We start from the raw sequence: 22,601 nt of genomic DNA on the forward strand, positions 1-22,601 counted from the left end.
AACAGGTCAGGGAGCTTGGGGCGCATGGCGCCGGTCGCTGTCCTGCCTGTCGCGGCAGTTAGGATTTCACCATGAAATCCAACTCGGGATTTGTGTACCACCGGCCGCGCCCGTCACGGTCGGGAATGGCGGGCGGCGAACCGCCCGCTCTAGTAAATTTAGCGAACCACGTAAGGCAGCAGCCCGAGGAAACGGGCGCGCTTGATCGCCTTGGCGAGTTCGCGCTGCTTCTTCTGGCTGACGGCGGTGATGCGCGACGGCACGATCTTGCCGCGCTCGGAAATGTAGCGCTGCAGCAGACGCACGTCCTTGTAATCGATCTTGGGCGCATTGGCGCCGGAGAACGGGCAGGTCTTGCGGCGACGATGGAAAGGGCGCCGGGTCGGGATCTGGTTGATGTCGACCATTATTCTGCACCCCCTTCAAAGCCTTCGCGCGGACGGCGCGGACCACGATCGGCACCGGCATCGCCGAATGAACGCGGCGGACGATCGCCGCGGTCGCCACGATCACGGTCGCCAAACGAACGCGGGCCACGGTCGCCGCGATCGCGGTCGCCAAAGCCGCCGCGTTCCGAACGCTCTTCCCGCTTCTGCATCATCGCCGAGGGGCCTTCCTCATGCGCGTCGACCTTGATGGTCAGGAAACGCAGCACGTCCTCGGATAGGCCCATCTGGCGCTCCATCTCGTTGAGCGCGGCCGGCGGGCAGGTGAGATCCATCAGCGTGTAGTAAGCCTTCCGGTTCTTGTTAACCCGGTAGGTGAGGGACTTCAGTCCCCAGTTCTCGACCCGGCCGACGGACCCGCCATTCGCGGAGATGACACCCTTGTACTGTTCGACAAGAGCATCGACCTGCTGCTGCGAGAGGTCCTGCCGGGCAAGAAACACATGTTCGTAGAGAGCCATTATGGTTCTTTGCCTTTCTTCGTTTCTCTCCCGGTTCCCGGCGGCAAAAGCCTCTGCAACTTCTCTGACCCGCGATCCTGTGAAGGCACGGGGAAGAAAGGAGCATAACGAGACGGTCGAGAGCGGAGACACGGGAGGCGGAAGCGCTTCTGGCTTCACACGAAGGTTTCCGAGAAAACCTCCGGCCCTCCGTTCAGCCCCCAGCTGGGACCGGCAGATTGCGGGCGTCTATACAGCAATTCTGCCGCCACGCAAGGGTTAACGGCGTCCTTGGTTCTACGGAGGCGGTGATCCGGCGCCAAGAACGTCCACTCGCTCGTTCTCGGCAACGGCAATCACACGGCGCAATCCACTCAACTCGTATGGGCGACGAGCTTGTCGACTGTCTCGGGGAAGAAGTCGGGCGCCGCGTGGCGCTTGCCGAACATCATGTCATACTGCAACAGGCGAAAATCGTTGATCGCCGGGTCGACCTGCTTCTGGCGGGCCCAATCCGGCGTGGCCCCGCCAGCCGACGTCAGCAGGAGGTTGCGGTCGACCACGCGGTAGCGCTTGCTCATCTCGCCCAGGAAGCCCGTGTAATAGGGGTGGCTGATCCCCGCCGACTTCAAGATATGATAGGGCAGGAAGGCCGGGCTTACGGTGCCCAGGTCCTGGACCGGACCCGTGCGATTGGACCAGATGACCAGCGGCGTGTCGTGATGCAGAATGGCGGCGTCCGTCGAGGCTTCCTTGCGCGGCGCCACATTGTCCTTGAGGAAACCGGTTTCCACATAGACCGGGCCGAGCGGCGGCAGATGATCGCCGAAGAAGGCAATGACTGTTGGGCGGGAGCGGTTCTTTGCCCATTCGACGAGCCGCTCGAGGCCGCGATCGGCGTCCGCCGAGCCCTCGGCGTAGCTGACCAGTGATTCGCGTGCCCATTGGCTGATAGGCGCCTGTACCGTGTGGGTCGGGCTGTCGTAGCGGCGCGGTTCGTACGGGCCGTGGTTCTGCAGGCTGACCGCGAAGAAGAACACAGGCTGGTCGCTTGCATCGGCTTCGCTGATGATCTCGTCGGTCATCGCCGCGTCGGATGCCAGCGGTCCGCGCTTTGCCAAAGGCGGCAACGTCTCTTCCGACTTGAAGTCGCTGAAGCCGAAATCGGCGTAAACCGCGCCGCGGTTCCAGAACCAGTTGGTGCCTGGATGGATCGCGCGTGCCTCGTAGCCCTCGCTTTTCAGGAAGGTTGCCAGCGAAGGCGTCGGGGTGCGCACATATTGCTGGTAGGGGATGCTGCCGGGAGGCAGGAATGCATTGGAAAAACCGGTCAGCGCCTCAAACTCGATGTTGGCGGTCATGCCGCCGAACTCAGGGGAGAACATCGAGCCCGAACGCAGCGCCCGCACATTCGGGATCGGATCCGGTGAGATGGTGACGCCGGGCAACTGGGTCGGATCCCAGAAGGATTCGCTCATGACGATGATGATGTCGGGCTTTTCATCAGGAACGGAGGCCGCAACCTGGGGCCGCGCAATCGCCGCGATCGCCTTTTCGGAATAGCCGGGCGGAGCGGTGACATGGGCCATCGGCACGTTGAGCGCGAAGGCCAGCGCAAACCCGTTGGAGGCATAATTCTCCTTCTGGTCCCACATGATCGGGATGATCTGCAGCCTGTCCCTGGTCCAGGAGAAGGTCGCATAATCCATGATCGAAACGAAGAAGGCGAGTAGCGGCACCGCCAGCGTCAGCCGAGCGAGACGCCCCTTGCGGCTGAGCACCGGCACCTTGCGGCGCCAGAGCCGCCAGCCATAGGCGAGCAGCGACAGGCCGGCGACGATCCCGACCACCATCGCCAGGGCGGTCATCGGCCGGTCGCGCACCAGCAGGGGCAGCAGCGCGAAGATCTGACGCGCATAAAGGAAGTCGGTCGGATAAAGCGGGTCGCCGAGATAATGCGACTTCTGGTGACCGACGAAGGCGAGAGCCAGTGTCAGCGGCGCTACGATCATCAGGCTCTGGTGGCTGCGACCGAGGACCGCGTCGAGGCCAACCAAGATCAGGGCGAAGACCACGATCGTCGTCCAGCCTGGCTTGAGCGGTTGCAGGAAGAAGGAGACGGTGCCCGCAAAATCGCCGCGCACGATCAGTTCGATCGCGAACACAAGGACGGCCGACATCGCCAGGCTGATCAGCCCATAACGCAGCATGGGCCATGTCCTGCCGGGCAGATAACCGGTCGATGGGTCATCCTCCAGGAACTGAGGCGCCACCTTGCCGACGCTCTTCGAACTCTTTACCAACTTAACTTCCCCACCCAGCAACTGATCGTCACGCGTTTGTCATCGAATTGTCACGCGAAACTAGCGCCTGCGGCGCAAATAAGAAGAGCCAGCAAACGATTCGTGAGCGGTTTTCATCAGGTGTGATCGGCGAAAAGACCTTTTGGGGCACGCATTGCGTCAGCAACGGCGAATCCTCCGGTCGGAAGTGACTTGACTTGGCGTGCCGCCTTGCGTCACAGGCAAGAAAAACTCGCCTTTCAGGCAAGCAAAACCAGCCCTTCGGAGCTTCCGCATGACCGTTGCATTCACCTTTCCCGGACAAGGCAGTCAGGCTGTCGGCATGGGCAAGGACCTTGCCGACGCGTTTCCGCAGGCGCGCGCGGTGTTCCAGGAAGTCGATGAGGCTCTCGGCGAGAATCTATCGAAGCTGATGTGGGAGGGGCCAGAGGAGATTTTGACCCTGACGTCCAACGCGCAGCCGGCGTTGATGGCCGTGTCGCTGGCTGCCATCAGGGCGCTGGAATCGCGTGGCTTCTCGTTGAAGGACAAGGTCGCCTATGTAGCCGGCCACTCACTGGGAGAATATTCCGCGCTCGCCGCGGCCGGTTTCGTTTCGGTCGCCGACGCTGCGCGACTTCTGCGCATACGGGGCAATGCCATGCAGGCGGCGGTGCCGGCGGGAGAGGGCGCGATGGCAGCCATCATCGGACTGGAAGAGGCTGAGGTCGAAGCCGCCTGCGCCGACGCTGCCGAAGGGTCGGTCTGCCAGGTCGCCAACGACAATGGCGGCGGCCAGCTCGTGATTTCCGGCGCCAAGGCCGCGGTCGAGCTCGCGGCCAAACTATGCACCGAGAAGGGCGCGAAGCGGGCCCTGATGCTGCAGGTCTCGGCGCCTTTCCATTCGGCGTTGATGGCGCCGGCCGCCAACGTCATGCGTGACGCACTCGCGGGTGTAACGAAATTTGCGCCAGTGGTGCCGGTGCTGTCCAACGTCACCGTAACCCCGACCAGCGATCCCGACGAGATCGCGCGGCGCCTGGTCGAGCAGATCACCGGCCGTGTGCGCTGGCGCGAGACGGTGGAATGGTTCGGCGCCAACGGCGTTGCCACGCTCTACGAGATCGGCGCCGGCAAGGTGCTGTCCGGCTTGGCACGTCGCATCAACCGCGATATCGCTACGTCAGCCGCCGGAACCTCTGCCGATGTCGAGGCGGCGCTGGCGGCGCTTGTTTAAGCGGATGTCATTTCGCCCCATCCGTGCGAACGGTGTTCTCTTCTCAACCAGGAGAAAGACATGTTTGAATTAACCGGCCGCAAGGCGCTCGTCACCGGCGCATCGGGAGGAATCGGCGAGGCGATCGCGCGCGTGCTGCATGCGCAGGGCGCCATCGTTGGCCTGCATGGCACGCGCGTGGAGAAATTGGAGACGCTGGCTGACGAGCTTGGCGAACGGGTCAAGCTGTTCCCGGCCAACCTGTCGAATCGCGATGAGGTCAAGGCGCTCGGCCAGAAGGCGGAGGCCGAGCTCGAAGGCGTGGACATTCTCGTCAACAATGCCGGCATCACCAAGGATGGTCTCTTCGTGCGCATGTCGGACGCGGACTGGGATACGGTGCTCGAGGTCAACCTCACCGCCGTCTTTCGGCTGACCCGTGAACTGACCCATCCGATGATGCGCCGTCGCTACGGCCGCATCATCAACATCACTTCCGTTGTCGGCGTCACAGGCAATCCGGGGCAGACCAATTACTGCGCCTCGAAGGCCGGCATGATCGGGTTTTCCAAATCACTGGCGCAGGAGATCGCCACGCGCAACATCACCGTCAACTGCGTTGCTCCCGGCTTCATCGAATCGGCAATGACCGACAAGCTCAACGACAAGCAGAAGGAAGCGATCATGGCGGCTATCCCGACGCGCCGAATGGGCACCAGCGCCGAAGTGGCGTCCGCCGTCGCTTATCTCGCCTCCGCCGAATCGGCCTATGTAACGGGCCAGACCATCCATGTGAACGGCGGCATGGCGATGATCTGAACGCTGTCCTGCAGCGGTCCAGCCGGACGTGAAAAGAGCCATTTCGCCTTGGACCAAGGTCGTTTTTCGTGTAAGGCGGCCCGCAACCCGGCGGTTCGGGCCAAAACGGTCGCCGCTGGTGCGTTTCCGGCAGGACCATCTTTCAGCTTGATTAGCGGCATTCCGCCCGCTAACGAAGACAGACAAAACACAAGACGAGGATGCCCCAAAATGAGTGACACCGCAGAGCGCGTCAAGAAGATCGTCATCGAGCACCTTGGTGTCGACGCCGACAAAGTGACGGAGCAGGCGAGCTTCATCGACGATCTGGGCGCCGACAGCCTCGACACGGTCGAACTCGTCATGGCGTTCGAGGAAGAATTCGGCGTCGAGATTCCGGACGACGCGGCCGAGACCATCCTGACGGTCGGCGACGCGGTGAAGTACATCGACAAGGCTTCGGCCTGACGCTTTCCGCAGTTACCACCGGGGGAGGACCTGCGATGAGGCGTGTCGTCGTCACGGGCCTTGGGTTGTTGTCGCCGTTCGGCATGGGCTTCGAGCACAGCTGGAAGGAACTGCTGACCGGCCGCAGCGCCGCCAAGCGCATCACCGAGTTCGAGGTGGAGGATCTTGCCTGCAAGATCGCCCATGTCATTCCGCGTGGTGACGGCTCCAATGCCACCTTTAATCCCGAAGCCGTGCTCGAGCCGAAAGAATTGCGCAAGATCGGCGACTTCATCCTGTACGGGATTGCGGCCGCCGATGAGGCGCTGAAGGATTCCGGATGGGAACCCAAGACGCATGAAGAACAGTGCGCCACGGGCGTCCTGATCGGTTCAGGTATTGGCGGCATTGAGGGAATCGCCGAGAATGCGATGATCCTCAAGGAGCGCGGCCCGCGTCGCATCAGCCCCTTCTTCATCCCTGGCCAGATCATCAATCTGGTCTCTGGTCAGGTTTCCATCCGCCACGGGCTCAAGGGCCCGAACCACGCCGTCGTGACGGCCTGTTCGACCGGCGCGCACGCCATCGGCGACGCCGCCCGGCTGATCATGTGGGGCGACGCCGACGTCATGGTGGCCGGTGGCGCCGAAGCGCCAGTGACGCGGCTGTCCATCGCCGGCTTCGCGGCGTGCCGGGCGCTGTCGACCGATCGGAATGACGCACCGGAAACGGCATCACGCCCTTACGATCGCGATCGCGACGGTTTCGTCATGGGCGAAGGCGCCGGTGTCGTCGTGCTCGAAGAACTCGAGCACGCCAAGGCCCGCGGCGCGAAGATCTACGCCGAAGTGACCGGTTACGGCCTCACCGGCGATGCCTATCATATCACTGCGCCGGCCGAGGACGGCGATGGCGCCTTCCGTTGCATGACGGCCGCGCTGAACCGGGCCAGGCTGACGCCCGCCGACGTCGACTACATCAATGCACACGGCACCTCGACCATGGCCGATACGATCGAACTGGGAGCCGTCGAGCGGCTCGTCGGCAATGCCGCTTCGAAGATATCCATGTCGTCGACAAAGTCTTCGATCGGCCATCTGCTGGGAGCGGCGGGTGCCGCAGAAGCGATCTTTTCCATCCTCGCCATCCGCGACAATGTCGCGCCGGCGACGATCAATCTCGACAACCCCGAGCGCGAGACCGCGATCGACCTGGTGCCGAACAAGCCTCGGGCCCGCCAGATCGATGTGGCACTGTCCAATTCCTTCGGCTTCGGCGGAACCAACGCTTCGCTCGTCTTCCAGCGCTACAATGGCTGACGGTAGGGCCGCCGGGCCACGCGGCGGTGTGTCGTCAATTTTGCCATATTCACCCCTACTCTGCCGCAGGGGATTCGTTGGGCGATCAAACGGCAGGGCAAGATGAACACAGATCCGGCGGGAAGCGGGGAATTCGGGCGACGTCCGACGTCGGGGCCGATCGTGCCAAAGACGGCTAATGAGGCTTTGAGACCGGAAGCCGGCATTCCGCCGCCGAAGCGTTCGCGTGCATCGCGGAGCCAGGTCGTCGTGTTCATGAACTTCGTTATCTCCTCGGTGATGCTGATGGTTCTGGCAGCCGGCGTCGCTCTTTATCTCGGCAAGCAGGAATTCACCGAGCCTGGTCCGTCGGCCAATGGCGACACGTTCCTGGTTAAGCCGAACAGCGGCGTCCAGGATATTGCCGACCAGCTCGAGCGCCGCGGACTGATCAGCGATTCGCGCGTGTTCCGCCTTGGCGTGCGGGCCTTTGGCAATGATTCAGCGCTGAAGGCGGGCGAGTATGAAATCAAGCCCAAGGCGTCCATGCGCGACATCATGGAGCTTTTGAAGAGCGGCAAGTCGGTGATGTATTCGCTGACGATCCCCGAAGGATTGACGGTCCAGCAGGCGCTGAAGCGCATCGCCGACGAGGCCGCGTTGAGCGGTGACATGCCGGCCACTACTCCGCCCGAGGGCAGCCTTGCCACCGACACGTTGCGCTTCACGCGCGGCGCGACGCGCCAACAGATGGTCGACAAGCTGCTGGCGGATCAGAAGAGACTGGTCGAGGATGTCTGGGCGCGGCGCGCGCCCGACCTCCCGTTGGCAAACATCGAGGAGTTCGTCACCCTGGCCTCGATCGTCGAGAAGGAAACTGGCAAGGGCGACGAGCGCTCCCGCGTGGCGGCCGTCTTCCTCAATCGTCTGGCCAAGGGTATGCGCCTGCAATCCGATCCAACCATCATCTATGGCCTGTTCGGCGGGGAGGGCAAGCCGGCCGACCGCCCCATCTACCAGTCGGATATCCAAAAGCAGACGCCTTACAACACATACGTCATCAGCGGGCTGCCACCGACGCCGATCGCCAATCCCGGCAGGGCCGCACTCGAGGCGGTCGCCAATCCTTCCAAGACCGACGATCTCTATTTCGTTGCCGATGGGACCGGGGGCCATGTTTTCGCGGCGACGCTGGAAGAGCATAACGAAAACGTGGCCCGCTATCGCGCGTTGCAGAAGAAGCAGGCCGATGATGCCGCCAAGGCGGCAGCCGACAGCAATGGCGACAAGCCGGCTGACCCCGACAAGCCGGCCGATGGCAGTGAAGCCGCCGGCGATGCCGACGCGGCCGATTAACATGATGAAAGGCGTTGCCTGGATCGCAATGCCCTGACATTTGGAAGAGCGCCGCGTTTCGATTTCGTCGCGTCCGCACTAGGTGATTTTCAAACAGCGTACCTTCCTTTCCCGGTTGCCGGCCGAGGGGTGATGCGCCAAGGGTTTGTGGGCTATATGAATTTGCAGAGCATGACCGGTTTTGCCCGTGCCGTCGCCGAGCATGAAGGCACTTCGATCGCGTGGGAGGTCAAATCCGTCAACGGCAAGAGCGTCGAAGTCCGCCTGCGGCTGCCGCAAGGCTTCGAGCGGCTTGAGCCTGCCGTTAGGCAGACGCTGCAGAAGCGCTTTTCACGCGGCAATTTCCAGGCGACGCTGACGATCGGCCGGGCGGCCGGTTCTCAAGCGCAGCCGGTCGTCAATGAAGCCTTTCTGAAGGATCTGGCCGGATTAGCCAAACGCTTGCAGGAACAGTTCGGCGCGGCGCCGGCGACCGCCGACGGGCTGCTTTCGCTGCGCGGCGTCCTCGACATACCTGAAACCGTAGAGACCGAAGAGGCGCGGGCAGCGCTGGACATCGCGATCATCGCCGCATTCGAGGCGGCCCTGAAAGGGCTGGAGCAAGCACGGCAGGGCGAGGGCGCGGCATTGGCCACGCTGCTGCTTGGACATGTCGACACGATCGAGGCGCTGACACTGCGCGCCGAGGCGGATCCATCGCGCGAAACGGCGGCCATCCGCGAGCGGATCGCCGAGCAGGTCGGCCTGTTGTTGGACGCCTCCGCCGGCCTGGACGCCAGCCGTCTGCACATGGAGGCAGCTTTCCTTGCCACTAAAGCCGATATTCGCGAAGAGATCGACCGGCTGAAGACGCATGTCGCATCCGCTCGCTTACTGCTCGGCCAAGGCGGTGCTGTCGGCCGCAAGCTCGATTTTCTGGCGCAGGAATTCAACCGCGAATCGAATACGCTCTGCTCGAAGTCCAACGCTGCGGCCGTCACCGCGATCGGTTTGGAGTTGAAGGCCGTGGTCGACCAGTTTCGCGAACAAGTCCAGAATCTGGAGTAGCCGATGGTTGCCAAGGATTTGGGGTCCCGCATCCGCCGGCGAGGCCTGATGCTCGTCCTGTCGTCGCCATCCGGCGCCGGCAAGTCGACGATTGCGCGCAATCTTCTGGAGAGCGATTCCAGCCTCGAACTGTCGGTTTCGGTTACCACGAGGCCCCGGCGCGGCAGTGAGATCGAGGGGGTTCACTATCATTTCCGCACGATGCGCGAATTCGAGCGCCTGCGCGATTCCGACGCGCTGCTCGAATGGGCCGAGGTGCATGGCAATTGCTACGCGACGCCGCGCGAGCCGGCCGAACTGGCGCTGGCCCAGGGCCGCGACATGCTGTTCGACATCGATTGGCAGGGCGCGCAGCAGCTCAAGGAAAAGATGCGCGCCGACATTGTCTCCATCTTCATCCTGCCGCCGTCGATGAAGGAATTGAAGTCGCGTCTGAAACGCCGCGCCGAGGACCAGGAAGCGGTGATCGAGACGCGCCTGAAAAACGCGCGCAACGAGATCGAGCACTGGAAGGAGTATGATTTCGTCATCATCAATGACGATCTCGACCGCGCCTTCGCGGAAGTGCGCGGTATCGTCATTGCCGAACGCCTGCGGCGGGACCGCCGGCCGGGCTTGTTCGATTTCGTTTCCGGGTTACTGGACGAGCAGACAGAGTAAGACGAGGGACCTGAGCGAGGCCCTCCTCGTCGTTCACCAGCCGTCAGCGTCCACCGCGTTCGTCAGGCGCACGAATTCCTCCACGCTCAAGGTCTCGGCCCGCCTTGTCGGATCGATGCCTGCGCGTTCGAGCAGAGCTTCGCCGCCAAGGCTTTTCACGCTCTGCCTCAGCATCTTGCGGCGTTGACCGAAGGCGGCTTCGGTGACGCGGCCGAGTTTCTTGACATCCGCCGGCAGTGGCATGGCGCGCGGCTCCAGATGCACCACCGACGAGGTCACCTTGGGCGGCGGCGTGAACGCCTGTGGCGGCACGTCGAAGGCGATCCTGGCCTGCGTGCGCCAGCCGGCTAGCACGCCCAGCCTGCCATAGGCATCGCTTCCGGGCGGGGCGACGATCCGCTGAGCAACCTCGCGCTGGAACATCAGCGTCATCGAGACGTAGAAAGGGGGCCACGCCGACGCGGTCAGCCACCGCACCAGCAGTTCCGTGCCGATATTGTAGGGCAGGTTGGCAACAATCCTTACCGGCTCGCTACTGTCCGCCCCGGCCAACGCCGAGAAATTCGTCTTCAACGCATCGCCGGCAACGATCTCCAGTCGGCCCGGATAGTGCTCCGAGATTTCGGCGAGCGCCGCCAGACAGCGCTCGTCGCGCTCTATGGCGATAACGCGCCGCGCCCCATTGGCCAGCAACGCGCGGGTCAATCCACCCGGCCCGGGCCCGACCTCGATCACCGTGCACAGGGTCAGGTCACCCGCGGCCCGCGCGATCTTGCCGGTGAGGTTGAGGTCGAGCAGGAAGTTCTGGCCGAGCGCCTTCTTCGCCTGCAAACCGTGGCGCTCGATGACATCGCGCAGCGGTGGCAGCCCGTCTATGCTCATGCTCCGAGATCCGGGCAGGCGGCGCTCACGCGGCCGCGGCCTTTGCGTCGGTGTCGGCAAGCTGCCTGGCGAGTTTCAGCGCCGCGATAAGGCTGTCGGCGCGCGCCAGGCCCTTGCCCGCGATGTCGAAAGCGGTGCCGTGGTCGGGCGACGTACGAACGAAAGGGAGGCCGAGCGTCACGTTGACGGCCTCGTCGAAGGCCAGCGCCTTGGCCGGGATCAATGCCTGGTCGTGGTACATGCAAAGGGCAACGTCGTAGCCAGCCCGGGCCCGGGCGTGGAACAGCGTGTCGGCGGGCAGGGGGCCGAACGCATCGATGCCCTCCGCGCGCAATATGTCGACGGCAGGGCGCACGATGCGCTCATCCTCGAGGCCCATGGCTCCGCCCTCGCCGGCATGTGGGTTCAGGCCGGCAATAGCCAGCCGAGGCCCCGCAATGCCGAAGCGGCTGATAAGATCGGTCGCGGTGATGCGCGCGGTGGCGACGATGAGCTCGGTCGTCAGCGCCTTCGGCACCTCGGCCAGCGCTATGTGGATGGTGACGGGGACCGTCCGCAGGTCGGGACCGGCCAGCATCATCACCGGCATCGCTTCGACGCCGCAATGGCGGGCAGCCAGATGCGCCAGATATTCGGTGTGGCCCGGGAAGCGGAAGCCGGCATCGTAGAGCGGCTTCTTGGCGATCGGGCAGGTGACTACGGCCGCTGCCGCGCCGGCGAGACAGTCGGCGACTGCGCGGTGGATGGCCTCGATCGTGGCCGCCGCGTTTACCGGCTGCGGCAGGCCCGGGCTATCGACGCAACGGGCGGCGAGCGCAACCACCGGCAAGGCCCGCGCAAAGACTTGGGCCGCCTCTGCCGATGTGGTCTCCACGATCGGCAGCGAAATGCCGAGGCGGCGCGCCCGGGAGGCGATCAGGGCCGGGTCGGCGAGCAGATAGAACGGAGGCAATCCCGCTGTGTCGCGCGCCATATAGGCCGCGACGGCAATTTCAGGCCCGATTCCGGACGGATCGCCGGCGCTTAGCGCAAGCGATGTCATCGAGCGGCCCATTTCAGCGCTTGACGATGCGGGCTTTCGCCTTCAGCTCTTCGACATATTTATTGCTGAGCTCGTCGGCGTTCTTGTCGCTGGAGCCTTCGTTCTGGAACACCATCTGCGCGACCTTGTCGTCCGACACTTCGCGTGACGAGCAAATACCGATGAATTCGATGCCGCGTTCGGTCTCACGGGTGACGGTGGCTCCGCCCACCTTGGTCGCCTTGATCTGCTCTGCCCAGTCCGGCGGCAGTTGCGGCGCCAAGACTCGGCCCAGGTCGCGAACGGTCACGTCGATCAGGCCTTTGGCGAACGCATGCGTCGTGCCGCAGCCATTGAAACGGGCGCGCATGGCATCGGCCTCGCGCTTACGCTTGGCCAGTGTCGCCCGTCGTTCGGCGGCGGGAACGACGAAGATGACCTGCTGCAGCATGTACTCGGTGGCGCTCGGCTTGGCTCCGCCCTTCTCGAGCATCTTCTTCACGAGATCCTGTTCGCTGACTTTGCCCGTCCCGTCGCCGGACCGATAGCGCGCGGTCAGGGCTTGGTTCCAGGCCATCTGCGCGCGTATGAATTCCTTGAAATGGCCCTTGGTGACGCCGGATTTCTCCATGACGCCGTCGAGCTGGCTGATCTGCATCTTGTTGTTGGTTGCGAAGCGCTGGTAGGCGGCATCGACCTGAGCGTCGCTGATACGGATGCCAAGCCGCTTCGCCTCGGCCATCCGCAAGGTCTGGTCGATCATTTCCTGGCCGGCGTCGCCCTTCTTGCGCTGCAGCTTCAGGAATGCGGACCGATGCGCGATGTCGCCGGTGGTGACGGGAATGTCGTTGACCACATATTTGATCTCGCTGGCGAAGGCCTGCGGCATCATCAGGGTGACGGACACGGACGTCGCCGCCACAAGCAGCGCGAACCCGGCTGAAAAGAGGTATTTCCTCATCCTTGGCATCCCAATTCTATTCCGGCTGCGTCCGATTTGATCGTTCCCGGTGCGCGGAACCGGTGCCAGCCCTATGCGGCAAAACGATGTCGCCGACTACTGGATCGTGTCGACGGCATTGGTCGACGAGCCGAAATCGCCCAAGGTGCGGAACGACAGGTTGAAGCCGATGCTCTGCGTCACCTCCCTGGTGTTCAGGTCGCGCGACTGCGAGTAGGTCATCAGATAGGTGAAGCAGGAATCATTGTAGGCGAAGCCCACGCCGTCCTTCACCAGCAGGCTCTCCTGCAGATCGTAGGTTCCTGTCCCGAAGACGCGCCAGTTCTCGGCAAGGTGCGTCGAAGCTCCCAGCGTGACCTCGTGACGGTCGGTCGTAAAGCCGTAGAGGGGCTGGGCTTCGATGAACGCGTATTTGGCGCTCAGCGAAACCGGTAGGCCGGAATAGGCGGCCTTCAGCTCGGCGCGGCGAACCTCGAAGGTCTGTTCGTCGAAACGGCCGCTGACCGAGGCCGCGAAACCGTTAGGGCTGTTGATGCCGAACAGGCCAACATAATCGGACTTGGAGCTTTCCAGCCCCGAATCGGCGCCGACATTGACCAGGTCCGGCGCGGCGTAGGAGTTTTCGCCGCCAAGCTGGTAGGATTGGCCGACAATCGCATTTGTGCCCCAGCCATTATTGTACGAGCCGGAGTAGCGCACCCCGACATTGGCGCGCGAACCGCCTTCGATGCGGTCATAGCCGGAGAATTTGTCGCGCTCGAACAATGTGGTCGCGTCGAAGACCATGCTCTGTGCGTCTTCGTTGGGGATGGCCAAGCCACCGACATATTGTTCATTGGGACGTACGAAGACCTGGGCCATCGGCTCGAACACATGGCTCGAGCTTAGGCCGGAAAACAGCACGGGCCAGCGCATCTCCAGCCCGGCGGTCGCCATGTAGCGGGAAAACGATGAGCGCACGTCGTCTTGCTCGCCCAGATTGGTCGCCATCTGATTGATCGCGGCAAGCGATCCGGATGAGGCATTGACGTAGTCGGCGTCCCCCTGCAAGGCCAGCAAAGGCGTCAGCACCAGCCCGCCATCGGTGATGAATGTCCGCTTCCACTCGGCTTCCGCCGTGAGCCGGCCTGACTCGCCTTCGATGCCGCGCACGCGCTGCGTGCCGGACGAGGGATCGTATTGGTCGAAGTAGGTCTCATCGAGATCGTCGCGACGCAGCACACGCGCGTTGACGTTGAGGGACAACTGGCCGCCGCCGACCGAGACGTCGGGGATATAGGCGTAGTCGAGCGAGGGAAGCACCCAGGGCTGTTGCCCGCTTCGCGCTGCGGGATTGCTGTCTAGCGCGTCTTCCTGAACCTCGAAATGCATGGCGCGCACATCGAAGTAGTTCCGGCCGTTGAGACCCGTCAGATAAACCGACGACTGGTGGACGTACTGGTTGTATTTCTCGATATTGTACGTATTCGAAAAATTCTTATCGGTCTGAAGCAACACATCCCAGCCGAAATCCCAGCGGGGATTGATGGCGAACTTGCCCTGGGTTCCCATCATGCCGCGGAACCTGTTCGGATCTCCGACTTCGCCCGAATTGACGTTGTGTCCCAACGTGCCAGGGAAACCATCCGGGTCGACGAAGGTGTCGGGATCCTGCTGCCGAATACCGGCGATCTTCAGGGTGTACTCGCCATTGTTGAAGCGTTGGCGCCATTCGGCCTCGCCGAGGAAGCCTTGCTTCGTATAGCCGGTGCCGGTGACGGTAAGGTCATAAGTCGGTGCCAGGGCCAGATAATACGGGATTTTCACCCCGACGCCGAGATCGCTCTCGTAGACGATGCCGGGGATCAGGAAGCCGCTTTTGCGCTTCACGGTGGGGTCGGCGATCTCGAATGCGGGCAGATAGGCGAGTGGGAAGCCGAAGAACTCGAAATTCGCGTTCTCGAAGCGAACCGTCTTCTTCTCTCCGTTCCAGATGATCTTCCTGGCCTTGACGCGCCATGTCGGCGCCTTGTCGGGCTTGTCCTCGCACGGTTCGCAGGCGGTGTAGACGCCATTGTGGAACGTGGTCAGCACGCCGCCCATGCGCTCGGCGCTTTCGGCGGCGAAATAGGCCTTATCGATGGTTTCGACGCGCAGCGCGTTGACGAAGCCGTCCGCGAAATCATCCGTAAGGTCGATATGCTGCGAATTGATCTTGGTGCCGTCGCTGTTGACGACTTCGACATTGCCGCTTGCCACCAGCCGCTTGGTCTTGCGGTTGTACTCGACGCGCTGCGCGACAAGGCGATTGCCGCCGTAGTCGATCTGCACGGCGCCGACGGCGGTCACGGTCTGGTTGTCGTTGTTGTAAACCAGCGTGTCGGCGGCCAGCAGCATCTGCGAGCCGGACGGCACCTTGGTCGCCAACTCACTGACGTCCTGTGCGAACGCCGGCAAAGGGACTCCGCAGGCAAGCAGGCACGCCAAGGCGCTCGCCGCGTAGAGGCGCGCCAAAGCATGCTGCCTGTTGCTGGGCAAAAACGCCTCCGTCACTAGCCGTCTTCCTTATATAACAGGAAAGTCACCCCGAAGAACATAGCTACCACGACTGGCACCCAGGCGGCTAGAACAGTCGGCACAAACCCCGCGATGCCGAACGCCTTGACCAGGACCGAAACGACATAAAGCAGAAACCCGGCCACGATGCCACCCAGAATCATCGTTGCCGACTGTCCCATCCTAGCAAATCGCATTGAAACTGTTGCCGCAATCAGCGTCATGGCGACGAGAAGGAACGGCAACGCCACGAGAGAATCAAACTGCATGGCGAACGCATTTGCCTTGAGGCCGAACGAGCGGGCAACCTCGATCTTGCCGGGCAGCTCGTAGAAGGGAATCGTCTCGGGCCGCGCCAGCCGCTCCTGCACGAATTCAGGCTTCAGATTCGTCGGCACGCGATCGCTGTCGGCTGCCTGGATTGTCCCGTTCTGGAAGGTCTTTACGTTCTGCAACTCCCAATAGCCGTCCCGCAGGAAGGCGCGTTCGGCGTCCTTGCGCGCGACGATGTTGCCTTGCGGGTCGAGAACGAAGAATACGGCGTCAGCCATCTCGAGGCCCTGGTTGAGAATGGCTCTTGCACCGATGATGGTGTCGCCCGAACTCGTCTTTTGCCGGATCCACGGAGCCGCATCGGCCGAGACCGTGTTCGATTTGCCGGAGCGCAATTGGGTCTCGATCTGCTCTGACCAGGAAAAGGCATGCGCCGCGAGCGGATTGATGACGCCCACCGAAAGCACCCCGAACAGCAGCGCCCCGATGCAGCAAGGCAACAGAAATTGCCACGCGGAAACACCGGCCGACCGGGCGATGACCAGTTCATAGCGCCGATTGAGCGAAACCAGCGTCGCCATTGCCGAGAAGAGGCCAACGAAGGGCACCGTCTGCAGCATGATCATCGGCATGCGAAGTCCGGAAATGGCCAGGGCCGTTCCGTAGGTGAAGCCGGGCAGGCCTGTGGTGCGGCCCGAAAGCTCGGTGAAGTCGATCAGGAACACCAGCGCGAGCAGGCCGATGAAGAACCAGATCGTGATCGTCACATAGCGGAAGAAGAAATAGCGGCCCAGCGTCCAGCCCATCAACCGGCTCCCTGACCTGAAGCATCACGCCCGGAAAGACGCAGTTTGACGGCATGCCAGCTGTCGCCGAGGCGGCTGGCCAAACTTGTCACCCAGTCCGCCCAGGCCACCGGCAGTTCCATGGTTCGGTTCGAAACGATGAACCAGATCGCCACCGCGGCCGCGGCGATGGGCACGCCATAGACCATATAGGCGTATTGCGGAACCTCGTCGGCCTTGCTGGCCGCGAAGAACCCCAGCCAGCGCACGAACAGCGATATGGCGATGGCCGTGATCAGCGGGTTGACGCGCGCCTCGCGATGCGAGCGCGCGTCGCCCGCGACGGCGAGCGCGATCAACGCGAAGACGATGGAATAGGTCCATTCCGAGAATCGCTGGTCGACTTCGGCCCGGTACTCGTTGGGATTCTGCTGATAGTGCTTGTCGTTGGCGCTCGGATTGAGCAGGTACTGAGTTGTCTGATCCTTCGGCAGCAGCGTCACGGCCGATGCCGCCGCCATGAAGGCGGACATGTCAAAAGCGTAGGAAGTGAACCGAATGACGCTGAGGTCGCCGGTCAGGGTTTTGCGATGAATGACACCATCATTCATCATCAGCACCTTTTCACCCGCGCGGTCGATGACGCTGCCGCTTTTGGCGTAATAGACGAGATTGACGCCTTCCTCGCGCGAATCGGCGACGAAGATGCCGCCCAGCCGATTGTCGGGAAGCCGCTCGCCGATTTGCAGGAACAGCCCGTTCTCGATCTTGCGGAACGTGCCCTCCTGGATGATCAGCGATAGCAGGTCTGCGCGAGACGAAGCCACAAGGGCACGGTTTTTCTGGCGGGCATAGGGGTCGATGCCATTGTCGACGGCAAAGGAGAAGACGCTCGCCGCCAGCGCCAGAAGGATGATCGGCCGTACGATCGTCCAGCGCGAGGCGCCCGAGGCGTTGACGACGGCGAGCTCGGAATCCGAATTCATGACGCTGAGCGTCTGGGCGACCGCCACCACCAGCGCGAAAGGCACGACGATGGGAATTATGGATGGAAGGATCAGCCCCGCGACCTCGAAGAAGGTCAGCGCCGACTGGCCACTGTCGGTGACCAGATCGATCTTTGCCAGAACCTGCGTCGTCCACACGATCGCCAGCGTCCAGACAAGCGCGGCGATGAAGACCACGAAAGTGCGGCGCATGATGTAGCGTTCAACAACCTTCATGAAGGCTTTTCTCGATTTCTTCGAACGGCATCATGCCACCGCGCAAGGGTAGCTGTCCGGCGTCGCCTGCACAACTGGCTCCATCAGGTGATCGATCCGGTCCCGTTCCACGTCACCCGCCCAGGCAGCAGGAGTGTCGGCGTCAATGGATAAGAAAGGGAGAACATCGATGGTTAACAACAACTTGCGGCCAAAAGCGGGGCCGGCCCGACAAGAATCGCCATCGATTCCGCTGGTCATATGGGAAGGGCGTTTGGCAAAGTCTTGCCAAATGCCCGAAAACGACCAAATGTCGCGCTTCGCTTCGAACCGCTGTGCCGCAAGCCAGGTTTCCCCGAAAGCAGGACATAATGAATCACAGACCATCGATCGCCTTTGCCAAAATTTCCACCCCCAGGAAAGGCAGCGTCTTCGTATTGTCCGCGGAGGAAGGCGATCGTAGTGATGCAGCCAGGGCCTGCGATCCGGGCAATACGCTGGAGCGGGCCTTTCCCGTGGCCGAATTCACCGGCAAGTTCGCCGCTGTCGTCGAAGTGCTGGCGCCCGAGGCAAGCTCCCTCGATAGGCTGATTGCAATCGGCGTCGGCAAGGTGTCGGCCCTGGACGAATATGCCTGGCTGAAACTTGGCGGCACCATTGCCGCATCGTTGCGCAAGGCAGCCGATGTGGCCGTTGTGCTGGACCTGGTCGGCGCCTCGCCGAGCGGCAAGGACGCCGCGAGCCTGGCGGCGGGCATTCTCCTGCGCGGCTACTCCTTCGACAAGTACAAGACCAGGAAGGACAAAGACAACGGCAAGGCCGAATCGAAAAAGCCGGCCAAGATAACCATCCATACCGCCGATCCGGCGGCCGCGAAGAAGGCTTTCGCCGAGACCGAGGCGGTCGTGGACGGCGTGCTGCTGGCGCGCGATCTGGTCAACGAACCGGCCAATACCCTTGGCCCGGTTGAGTTCGCAGCCCGCGCCGGGGAATTGGAGGCGCTTGGCGTCAAGGTCGAGCTCCTGGCCGAGAAGGAGATGAAGAAGCTCGGCATGGGCTCCCTGCTCGGCGTCGCCCAGGGGTCGCCGAGGGGTGCCCGCTTGGCCGTCATGCAGTGGAATGGCGGCAAGCCGAAGGACACTCCGATCGCCTTCGTCGGCAAGGGCGTCACCTTCGATACCGGCGGTAATTCGATGAAGCCTGCCTCGGGCATGGAGGACATGAAGGGCGACATGGGGGGCGCGGCGGCCGTTACCGGGCTGATGCACGCGCTTGCCGCCCGCAAGGCTAAGGCCAATGTCGTCGGCATCATAGGCCTTGTCGAGAACGCCGTCGACGGCCATGCCCAGCGCCCCGGCGATATCGTGACCTCGATGTCGGGTCAGACCATCGAAGTGCTCAACACGGACGCGGAAGGCCGCCTCGTTCTGGCCGACGCGCTCTGGTACTGCAACGACCGCTTCCAGCCGAAAGTCATGGTCAACCTGGCGACGCTGACCGGCGCCATCATGGTGGCGCTCGGCCAGCATTACGCCGGCCTGTTTTCCAACAATGACGAACTGGCGGAGAGGCTGACGGCGGCCGGCCAGGCAACGCAGGAGCGGCTCTGGCGCATGCCCCTCGGCGCCGAATATGACAAGCTGATTGATTCCAAGAACGCCGATATGAAGAACATCGGCGGCCGCTATGGCGGCGCCACCATCGCCGCGCAATTCCTGCAGCGCTTCGTCAAGGATACGCCCTGGGCGCATCTCGACATCGCCGGCACCGCCATGGGCGCGCCGTCGAGCGAGATCAACCAGTCCTGGGGTTCTGGCTTCGGCGTGCGGCTGCTCGATCGGCTGGTGCGCGACAATTATGAGCAGTGAACGCATAGAGCCGACAGGCTGAAGCCATGGCCGATGTCCTGTTTTACCACCTGACCGAGTCGACGCTGGAGGAGACCTTGCCCGGCCTGCTGGAACGCAGCGCCGACCGTGGCTGGCGCGCCGTGGTGCAGACCGGCACCGAGGAGCGGCGCGACGCGCTCGACCAGCATCTGTGGACCTTCCGAGACGATTCGTTTCTCGCGCACGGGACCGACCGCGAGGCCTATCCCGGCGACCAGCCGATCCTGTTGACCACGGGTGACGCCAACCCCAACGGGGCCAGGATAAGGTTCCTCGTCGACGGTGCCTCACCGCCCGATCTCGGCGGTTACGAGCGCGCCGTATTTCTGTTCGACGGGCATGATTCGGCCCAGGTCGAAGCCGCGCGGGGACAGTGGAAGCTGATGAAGGATGCCGGCCACGCAGTGACCTACTGGCAGCAGACACCCGATCGGCGCTGGGAGCGCAAAGCCTGAGGCCCCGATTGGGCAAGCGCGCCTGATCGGCTGCGCCTTTTGCGGCACTGCGGATTCTGCGACTGGTGATCTGTCCATCGCCTTTTTTTCATTCAGGCGCTATTGGCAACCTGTAACCCTCTCGGTGATGTGAATGCGCTTTCTCTTTGTCCTGCTCATCCTTGCCGGCGCCGGTGTCGGTTTCGCCTATCCCTGGGCGATCACCAATTTCTCCGGTCACGAGATTGGCACCTGGCGGGTCTACGAGCAGGGTCGCTTCAAGCCGGTAACGGTGCCGCTCGCTAGCCGCGACGCGCCGGTGCGGGTTCTGGTCGATTTGACGGCTCGGGCCGAGCGCATCGTTTCGCAGCAGCACACCGTGCTGACGCTGACCGCCGCAACAAACGGCCGCACGGAACTCGCGTCGACCCTTCAATTCAATCATTCCGACAACCCTCGCCAGGCCAGCCCGCAACTGCCTTACAGGATTTTCCGCGATGAGGCCGGCGTGATCGCGACCGTCAACCCTGGCCCTTACACCTTTACCGTCGGTCAGGGCGACGCGGAGGACATTCCGATGCGCGCGGTCGATCTCATCTTGCGCTCCGGTGCGGGCGAGGCCGACGGGCGTGCGCGGCCGATTGGTTTTGCCCTGCTGGCCGTCGGATTGATCGGGTTTCTGCTGACCCTGCGCTCTGGTGGCGGCCGGCCAGAAAATCCGAATTCGCAGCCGCCAGCGCCGCGCTGGGGCAGGGGATCCAGGTGAATTATCGCCACGCCTATCACGCCGGAAATTTCGCCGATGTCGTCAAGCATGTCGTGCTGACGCGACTGTTGGAATATCTCAAGCACAAGGACAAGGCGTTTCGCGTCATCGATACGCATGCCGGCATTGGTCGCTACGACCTGTCTTCGGTCGAGGCGCAGAAGACCGGCGAGTGGCTGGGCGGCATCGGCCGCCTGACCGATGCGCCGCTCAACGGACCTGCGGCTGCGCTGCTGGCGCCCTATCTCGATGCGGTGCGCGCGCTCAATCCCGATGGCGGTATCCAGAAATATCCCGGCTCGCCGCTCGTCGCGCGCCATCTCATGCGCAAGCAGGATCGATTGTCGGCGATCGAACTGCACCCCAAGGATGTCGCGAAGCTTAGGACGCTGTTTGCCGGCGATTTCCAGACCCGGATCATAGAGCTCGACGGCTGGCTGGCGCTCGGCGCGCATCTGCCGCCGAAGGAAAAGCGCGGACTGGTGCTTATCGATCCGCCCTACGAGGAACCGGGAGAGTTTGATCGCCTCGTCGACGGGCTGGTAAGGGCGCACAGGCGCTGGCCGGGCGGCATCTATGCACTCTGGTATCCGATCAAGGACCGCAAGGCGATCATCGCCTTCAGGAAGGCGCTGAAGCAATCCGGCATCCCGAGGCTTCTGGACATTGAATTCGAGATCAAACCGGCATCTTCGGAACCCAGTCTCGACGGCAGCGGCCTGGTGGTGGTCAACCCGCCCTTCACGCTGGAGGGGGAATTGCGGGTTCTGTTGCCAGTGCTGCACAGAGTGCTCGCCCTGGCGAAGCCCGCCCACTGGTCTCTGGAGTGGCTGGCCGGAGAATAGGACCTCGGCCTTGCTCGCGCCCCGTGAATTACGGCGGGGCATGCCGCCGCTTCGGGCACCTGGGCTTGGCCGAGCCAGTTCAAACCCGGGACCGTTCGGTCACACAACCGCTTGACCGCCGCCGAGCGAATCCCCACAGTGGGTGCAATCGCTCATATGAGGCTGCCATGACTCGCTTCGCCAAATCCGCGCTTGCCGCACTGATTGCCCTGTGCACTCCACTTGCCGCGCCCTTTGGCGTCATGCAAGCGGCGCATGCGGCCGACCTTCAGATCTATTCCGATGAAGACAGCGGCGTCTGTGGCGAAGCCTGGGTGCTCAACAAGATCACCAGCCGCTTTTCCTATCAGGTGCATCACGTCCCCCATCTTCCGGATGTGCGAATCACCGATTTCCAGCGCATTCACCAGCACCGCTATTTGCCGGCCAATGAAACCTGGCCCATCGGTCGCCGCTATTGCGGCGCCACCGTCAGTTTGTCCGACGGCCGCGACCGGGCCATCTGGTACCTGATCGAAGAAGGGCAGGGCTTCGCCTCGATCGGCGACAATGTCGAGTTCTGTGTTTCGGGCTTCGACCGCTGGATGGTCTACAACGGCAGCTGCCGCATCCTGCGCTGAGCACTGCTTTCTCACCCTAAGGTCGCGCGCCGGCATCGTTGCGGGCGGGCATGCGATGGTTGCCGGCATCGACGCATCGCTCCACCGGAGCGTTCACCGCTCTATTTCCGCCCGACCAAGAATCTAAGCCGCGTGCCCTGGCTCGTCAGCGTCCATCGATTGCGGCCGGTGTAACCGCGGCGCCAATTGGAGCGACCTGTCCGCCGAAAAACGCTTTCATGATGTAGATTGGCTGATTGTGCAAGACGGTCGCAATGAGAATGAAGTAGTTCGTAAATTCATAACTAAGAATCAAGGCGTAAGGCAGCCGTCTAATCTTGCGAGTTAGCGGAAAGATCGGCCTGACTGGATGCGGCAGTGATTGATCGATGACTCACGACGACGGTCGAAGATCAACA

Annotated in this window: 22 protein-coding genes; 12 read left to right on the forward strand and 10 right to left on the reverse strand. The window is 62.8% G+C overall.

From position 1 onward, the window contains the following. Positions 1 to 158 precede the first annotated feature (158 nt). The 3 genes from rpsR to LB513_RS04140 form a co-directional block, all read right to left on the reverse strand. Entirely contained in the window at positions 159 to 407 is a 249-nt protein-coding gene (rpsR, locus tag LB513_RS04130; RefSeq protein WP_006203718.1) for a 30S ribosomal protein S18, read from the reverse strand. After that, positions 407 to 907, reverse strand: a complete 501-nt coding sequence (gene rpsF / locus LB513_RS04135) for a 30S ribosomal protein S6 (RefSeq protein WP_224662198.1) — start codon at positions 905 to 907, stop codon at positions 407 to 409. The genes rpsR and rpsF overlap by 1 nt, the downstream gene beginning before the upstream one ends. A gap of 353 nt (positions 908 to 1,260) precedes the next feature. After that, a complete protein-coding gene (locus tag LB513_RS04140; protein ID WP_411962681.1) occupies positions 1,261 to 3,096 on the reverse strand; it encodes an LTA synthase family protein in 1,836 nt (611 codons plus the stop codon). A gap of 367 nt (positions 3,097 to 3,463) precedes the next feature. Here LB513_RS04140 and fabD point away from each other — a divergent pair, with 367 nt between their 5' ends. From fabD to gmk, 7 genes are all read left to right on the forward strand, one after another. Next, entirely contained in the window at positions 3,464 to 4,405 is a 942-nt protein-coding gene (gene fabD / locus LB513_RS04145; RefSeq protein WP_224662200.1) for an ACP S-malonyltransferase, read from the forward strand. A 60-nt stretch (positions 4,406 to 4,465) separates the two neighbouring features. Continuing rightward, positions 4,466 to 5,203 carry a 3-oxoacyl-[acyl-carrier-protein] reductase gene (fabG, locus tag LB513_RS04150; RefSeq protein ID WP_224662201.1) on the forward strand — a complete coding sequence of 246 codons (738 nt, stop codon included), beginning with the start codon at positions 4,466 to 4,468 and terminating at the stop codon, positions 5,201 to 5,203. 210 nt (positions 5,204 to 5,413) lie between these two features. After that, complete coding sequence (locus tag LB513_RS04155; RefSeq protein WP_006203723.1) at positions 5,414 to 5,650, forward strand: acyl carrier protein; 237 nt, start codon at positions 5,414 to 5,416, stop codon at positions 5,648 to 5,650. Between the two features lie 35 nt (positions 5,651 to 5,685). Then, the gene (gene fabF, locus LB513_RS04160) at positions 5,686 to 6,948 is read left to right on the forward strand and encodes a beta-ketoacyl-ACP synthase II (protein WP_224662202.1); all 1,263 of its coding nucleotides are present in this window, start codon (positions 5,686 to 5,688) and stop codon (positions 6,946 to 6,948) included. 102 nt (positions 6,949 to 7,050) lie between these two features. Then, positions 7,051 to 8,283 carry an endolytic transglycosylase MltG gene (mltG, locus tag LB513_RS04165; protein WP_224662203.1) on the forward strand — a complete coding sequence of 411 codons (1,233 nt, stop codon included), beginning with the start codon at positions 7,051 to 7,053 and terminating at the stop codon, positions 8,281 to 8,283. A gap of 156 nt (positions 8,284 to 8,439) precedes the next feature. Next, positions 8,440 to 9,330 carry a YicC/YloC family endoribonuclease gene (locus LB513_RS04170; RefSeq protein WP_224662411.1) on the forward strand — a complete coding sequence of 297 codons (891 nt, stop codon included), beginning with the start codon at positions 8,440 to 8,442 and terminating at the stop codon, positions 9,328 to 9,330. A 3-nt stretch (positions 9,331 to 9,333) separates the two neighbouring features. Further along, a complete protein-coding gene (gene gmk, locus LB513_RS04175) occupies positions 9,334 to 9,990 on the forward strand; it encodes a guanylate kinase (protein WP_224662204.1) in 657 nt (218 codons plus the stop codon). A gap of 33 nt (positions 9,991 to 10,023) precedes the next feature. On the opposite strand, the gene rsmA is transcribed toward gmk, so the two are convergent. From rsmA to LB513_RS04210, 7 genes are all read right to left on the reverse strand, one after another. Then, positions 10,024 to 10,872, reverse strand: coding sequence for a 16S rRNA (adenine(1518)-N(6)/adenine(1519)-N(6))-dimethyltransferase RsmA (gene rsmA / locus LB513_RS04180; protein ID WP_224662205.1), 849 nt, complete (start codon positions 10,870 to 10,872; stop codon positions 10,024 to 10,026). 25 nt (positions 10,873 to 10,897) lie between these two features. Further along, on the reverse strand, positions 10,898 to 11,926 hold the full coding sequence (gene pdxA, locus LB513_RS04185) for a 4-hydroxythreonine-4-phosphate dehydrogenase PdxA (protein ID WP_224662206.1): 1,029 nt from the start codon (positions 11,924 to 11,926) through the stop codon (positions 10,898 to 10,900). A gap of 1 nt (position 11,927) precedes the next feature. Further along, positions 11,928 to 12,863 carry a peptidylprolyl isomerase gene (locus LB513_RS04190; protein ID WP_224662207.1) on the reverse strand — a complete coding sequence of 312 codons (936 nt, stop codon included), beginning with the start codon at positions 12,861 to 12,863 and terminating at the stop codon, positions 11,928 to 11,930. An 87-nt stretch (positions 12,864 to 12,950) separates the two neighbouring features. Further along, complete coding sequence (locus tag LB513_RS04195; RefSeq protein WP_224662208.1) at positions 12,951 to 15,386, reverse strand: LPS-assembly protein LptD; 2,436 nt, start codon at positions 15,384 to 15,386, stop codon at positions 12,951 to 12,953. Further along, positions 15,386 to 16,471 (reverse strand): LPS export ABC transporter permease LptG, encoded by a 1,086-nt coding sequence (lptG, locus tag LB513_RS04200; protein WP_224662209.1) that lies wholly within the window; start codon positions 16,469 to 16,471, stop codon positions 15,386 to 15,388. The genes LB513_RS04195 and lptG overlap by 1 nt, the downstream gene beginning before the upstream one ends. Continuing rightward, entirely contained in the window at positions 16,468 to 17,670 is a 1,203-nt protein-coding gene (lptF, locus tag LB513_RS04205) for an LPS export ABC transporter permease LptF (RefSeq protein ID WP_224662210.1), read from the reverse strand. Before lptF ends, lptG begins: the two co-directional genes overlap by 4 nt. A gap of 30 nt (positions 17,671 to 17,700) precedes the next feature. Continuing rightward, positions 17,701 to 18,036 carry a hypothetical protein gene (locus tag LB513_RS04210; protein ID WP_224662211.1) on the reverse strand — a complete coding sequence of 112 codons (336 nt, stop codon included), beginning with the start codon at positions 18,034 to 18,036 and terminating at the stop codon, positions 17,701 to 17,703. Between LB513_RS04210 and LB513_RS04215 the strand changes: the two genes are divergently transcribed. The 5 genes from LB513_RS04215 to LB513_RS04235 all read left to right on the forward strand — a co-directional run bounded on the left by LB513_RS04215 (position 18,021) and on the right by LB513_RS04235 (position 22,203). Then, positions 18,021 to 19,517, forward strand: a complete 1,497-nt coding sequence (locus tag LB513_RS04215; protein ID WP_224662212.1) for a leucyl aminopeptidase — start codon at positions 18,021 to 18,023, stop codon at positions 19,515 to 19,517. The two genes, LB513_RS04210 and LB513_RS04215, sit on opposite strands and share 16 nt — an antisense overlap. A gap of 26 nt (positions 19,518 to 19,543) precedes the next feature. Continuing rightward, complete coding sequence (locus tag LB513_RS04220) at positions 19,544 to 19,993, forward strand: DNA polymerase III subunit chi (protein WP_224662213.1); 450 nt, start codon at positions 19,544 to 19,546, stop codon at positions 19,991 to 19,993. Positions 19,994 to 20,126: 133 nt separating this feature from the next. Next, positions 20,127 to 20,738 carry a hypothetical protein gene (locus LB513_RS04225; RefSeq protein WP_224662214.1) on the forward strand — a complete coding sequence of 204 codons (612 nt, stop codon included), beginning with the start codon at positions 20,127 to 20,129 and terminating at the stop codon, positions 20,736 to 20,738. After that, the gene (locus tag LB513_RS04230; protein WP_224662215.1) at positions 20,735 to 21,583 is read left to right on the forward strand and encodes a 23S rRNA (adenine(2030)-N(6))-methyltransferase RlmJ; all 849 of its coding nucleotides are present in this window, start codon (positions 20,735 to 20,737) and stop codon (positions 21,581 to 21,583) included. Before LB513_RS04225 ends, LB513_RS04230 begins: the two co-directional genes overlap by 4 nt. A 167-nt stretch (positions 21,584 to 21,750) precedes the next feature. Next, positions 21,751 to 22,203 (forward strand): hypothetical protein, encoded by a 453-nt coding sequence (locus tag LB513_RS04235; RefSeq protein ID WP_224662216.1) that lies wholly within the window; start codon positions 21,751 to 21,753, stop codon positions 22,201 to 22,203. Positions 22,204 to 22,601: the final 398 nt, after the last annotated feature.

This window comes from Mesorhizobium sp. ES1-1, from assembly GCF_020164785.1.
In the GTDB taxonomy this organism is placed as follows: Bacteria; Pseudomonadota; Alphaproteobacteria; order Rhizobiales; family Rhizobiaceae; genus Mesorhizobium.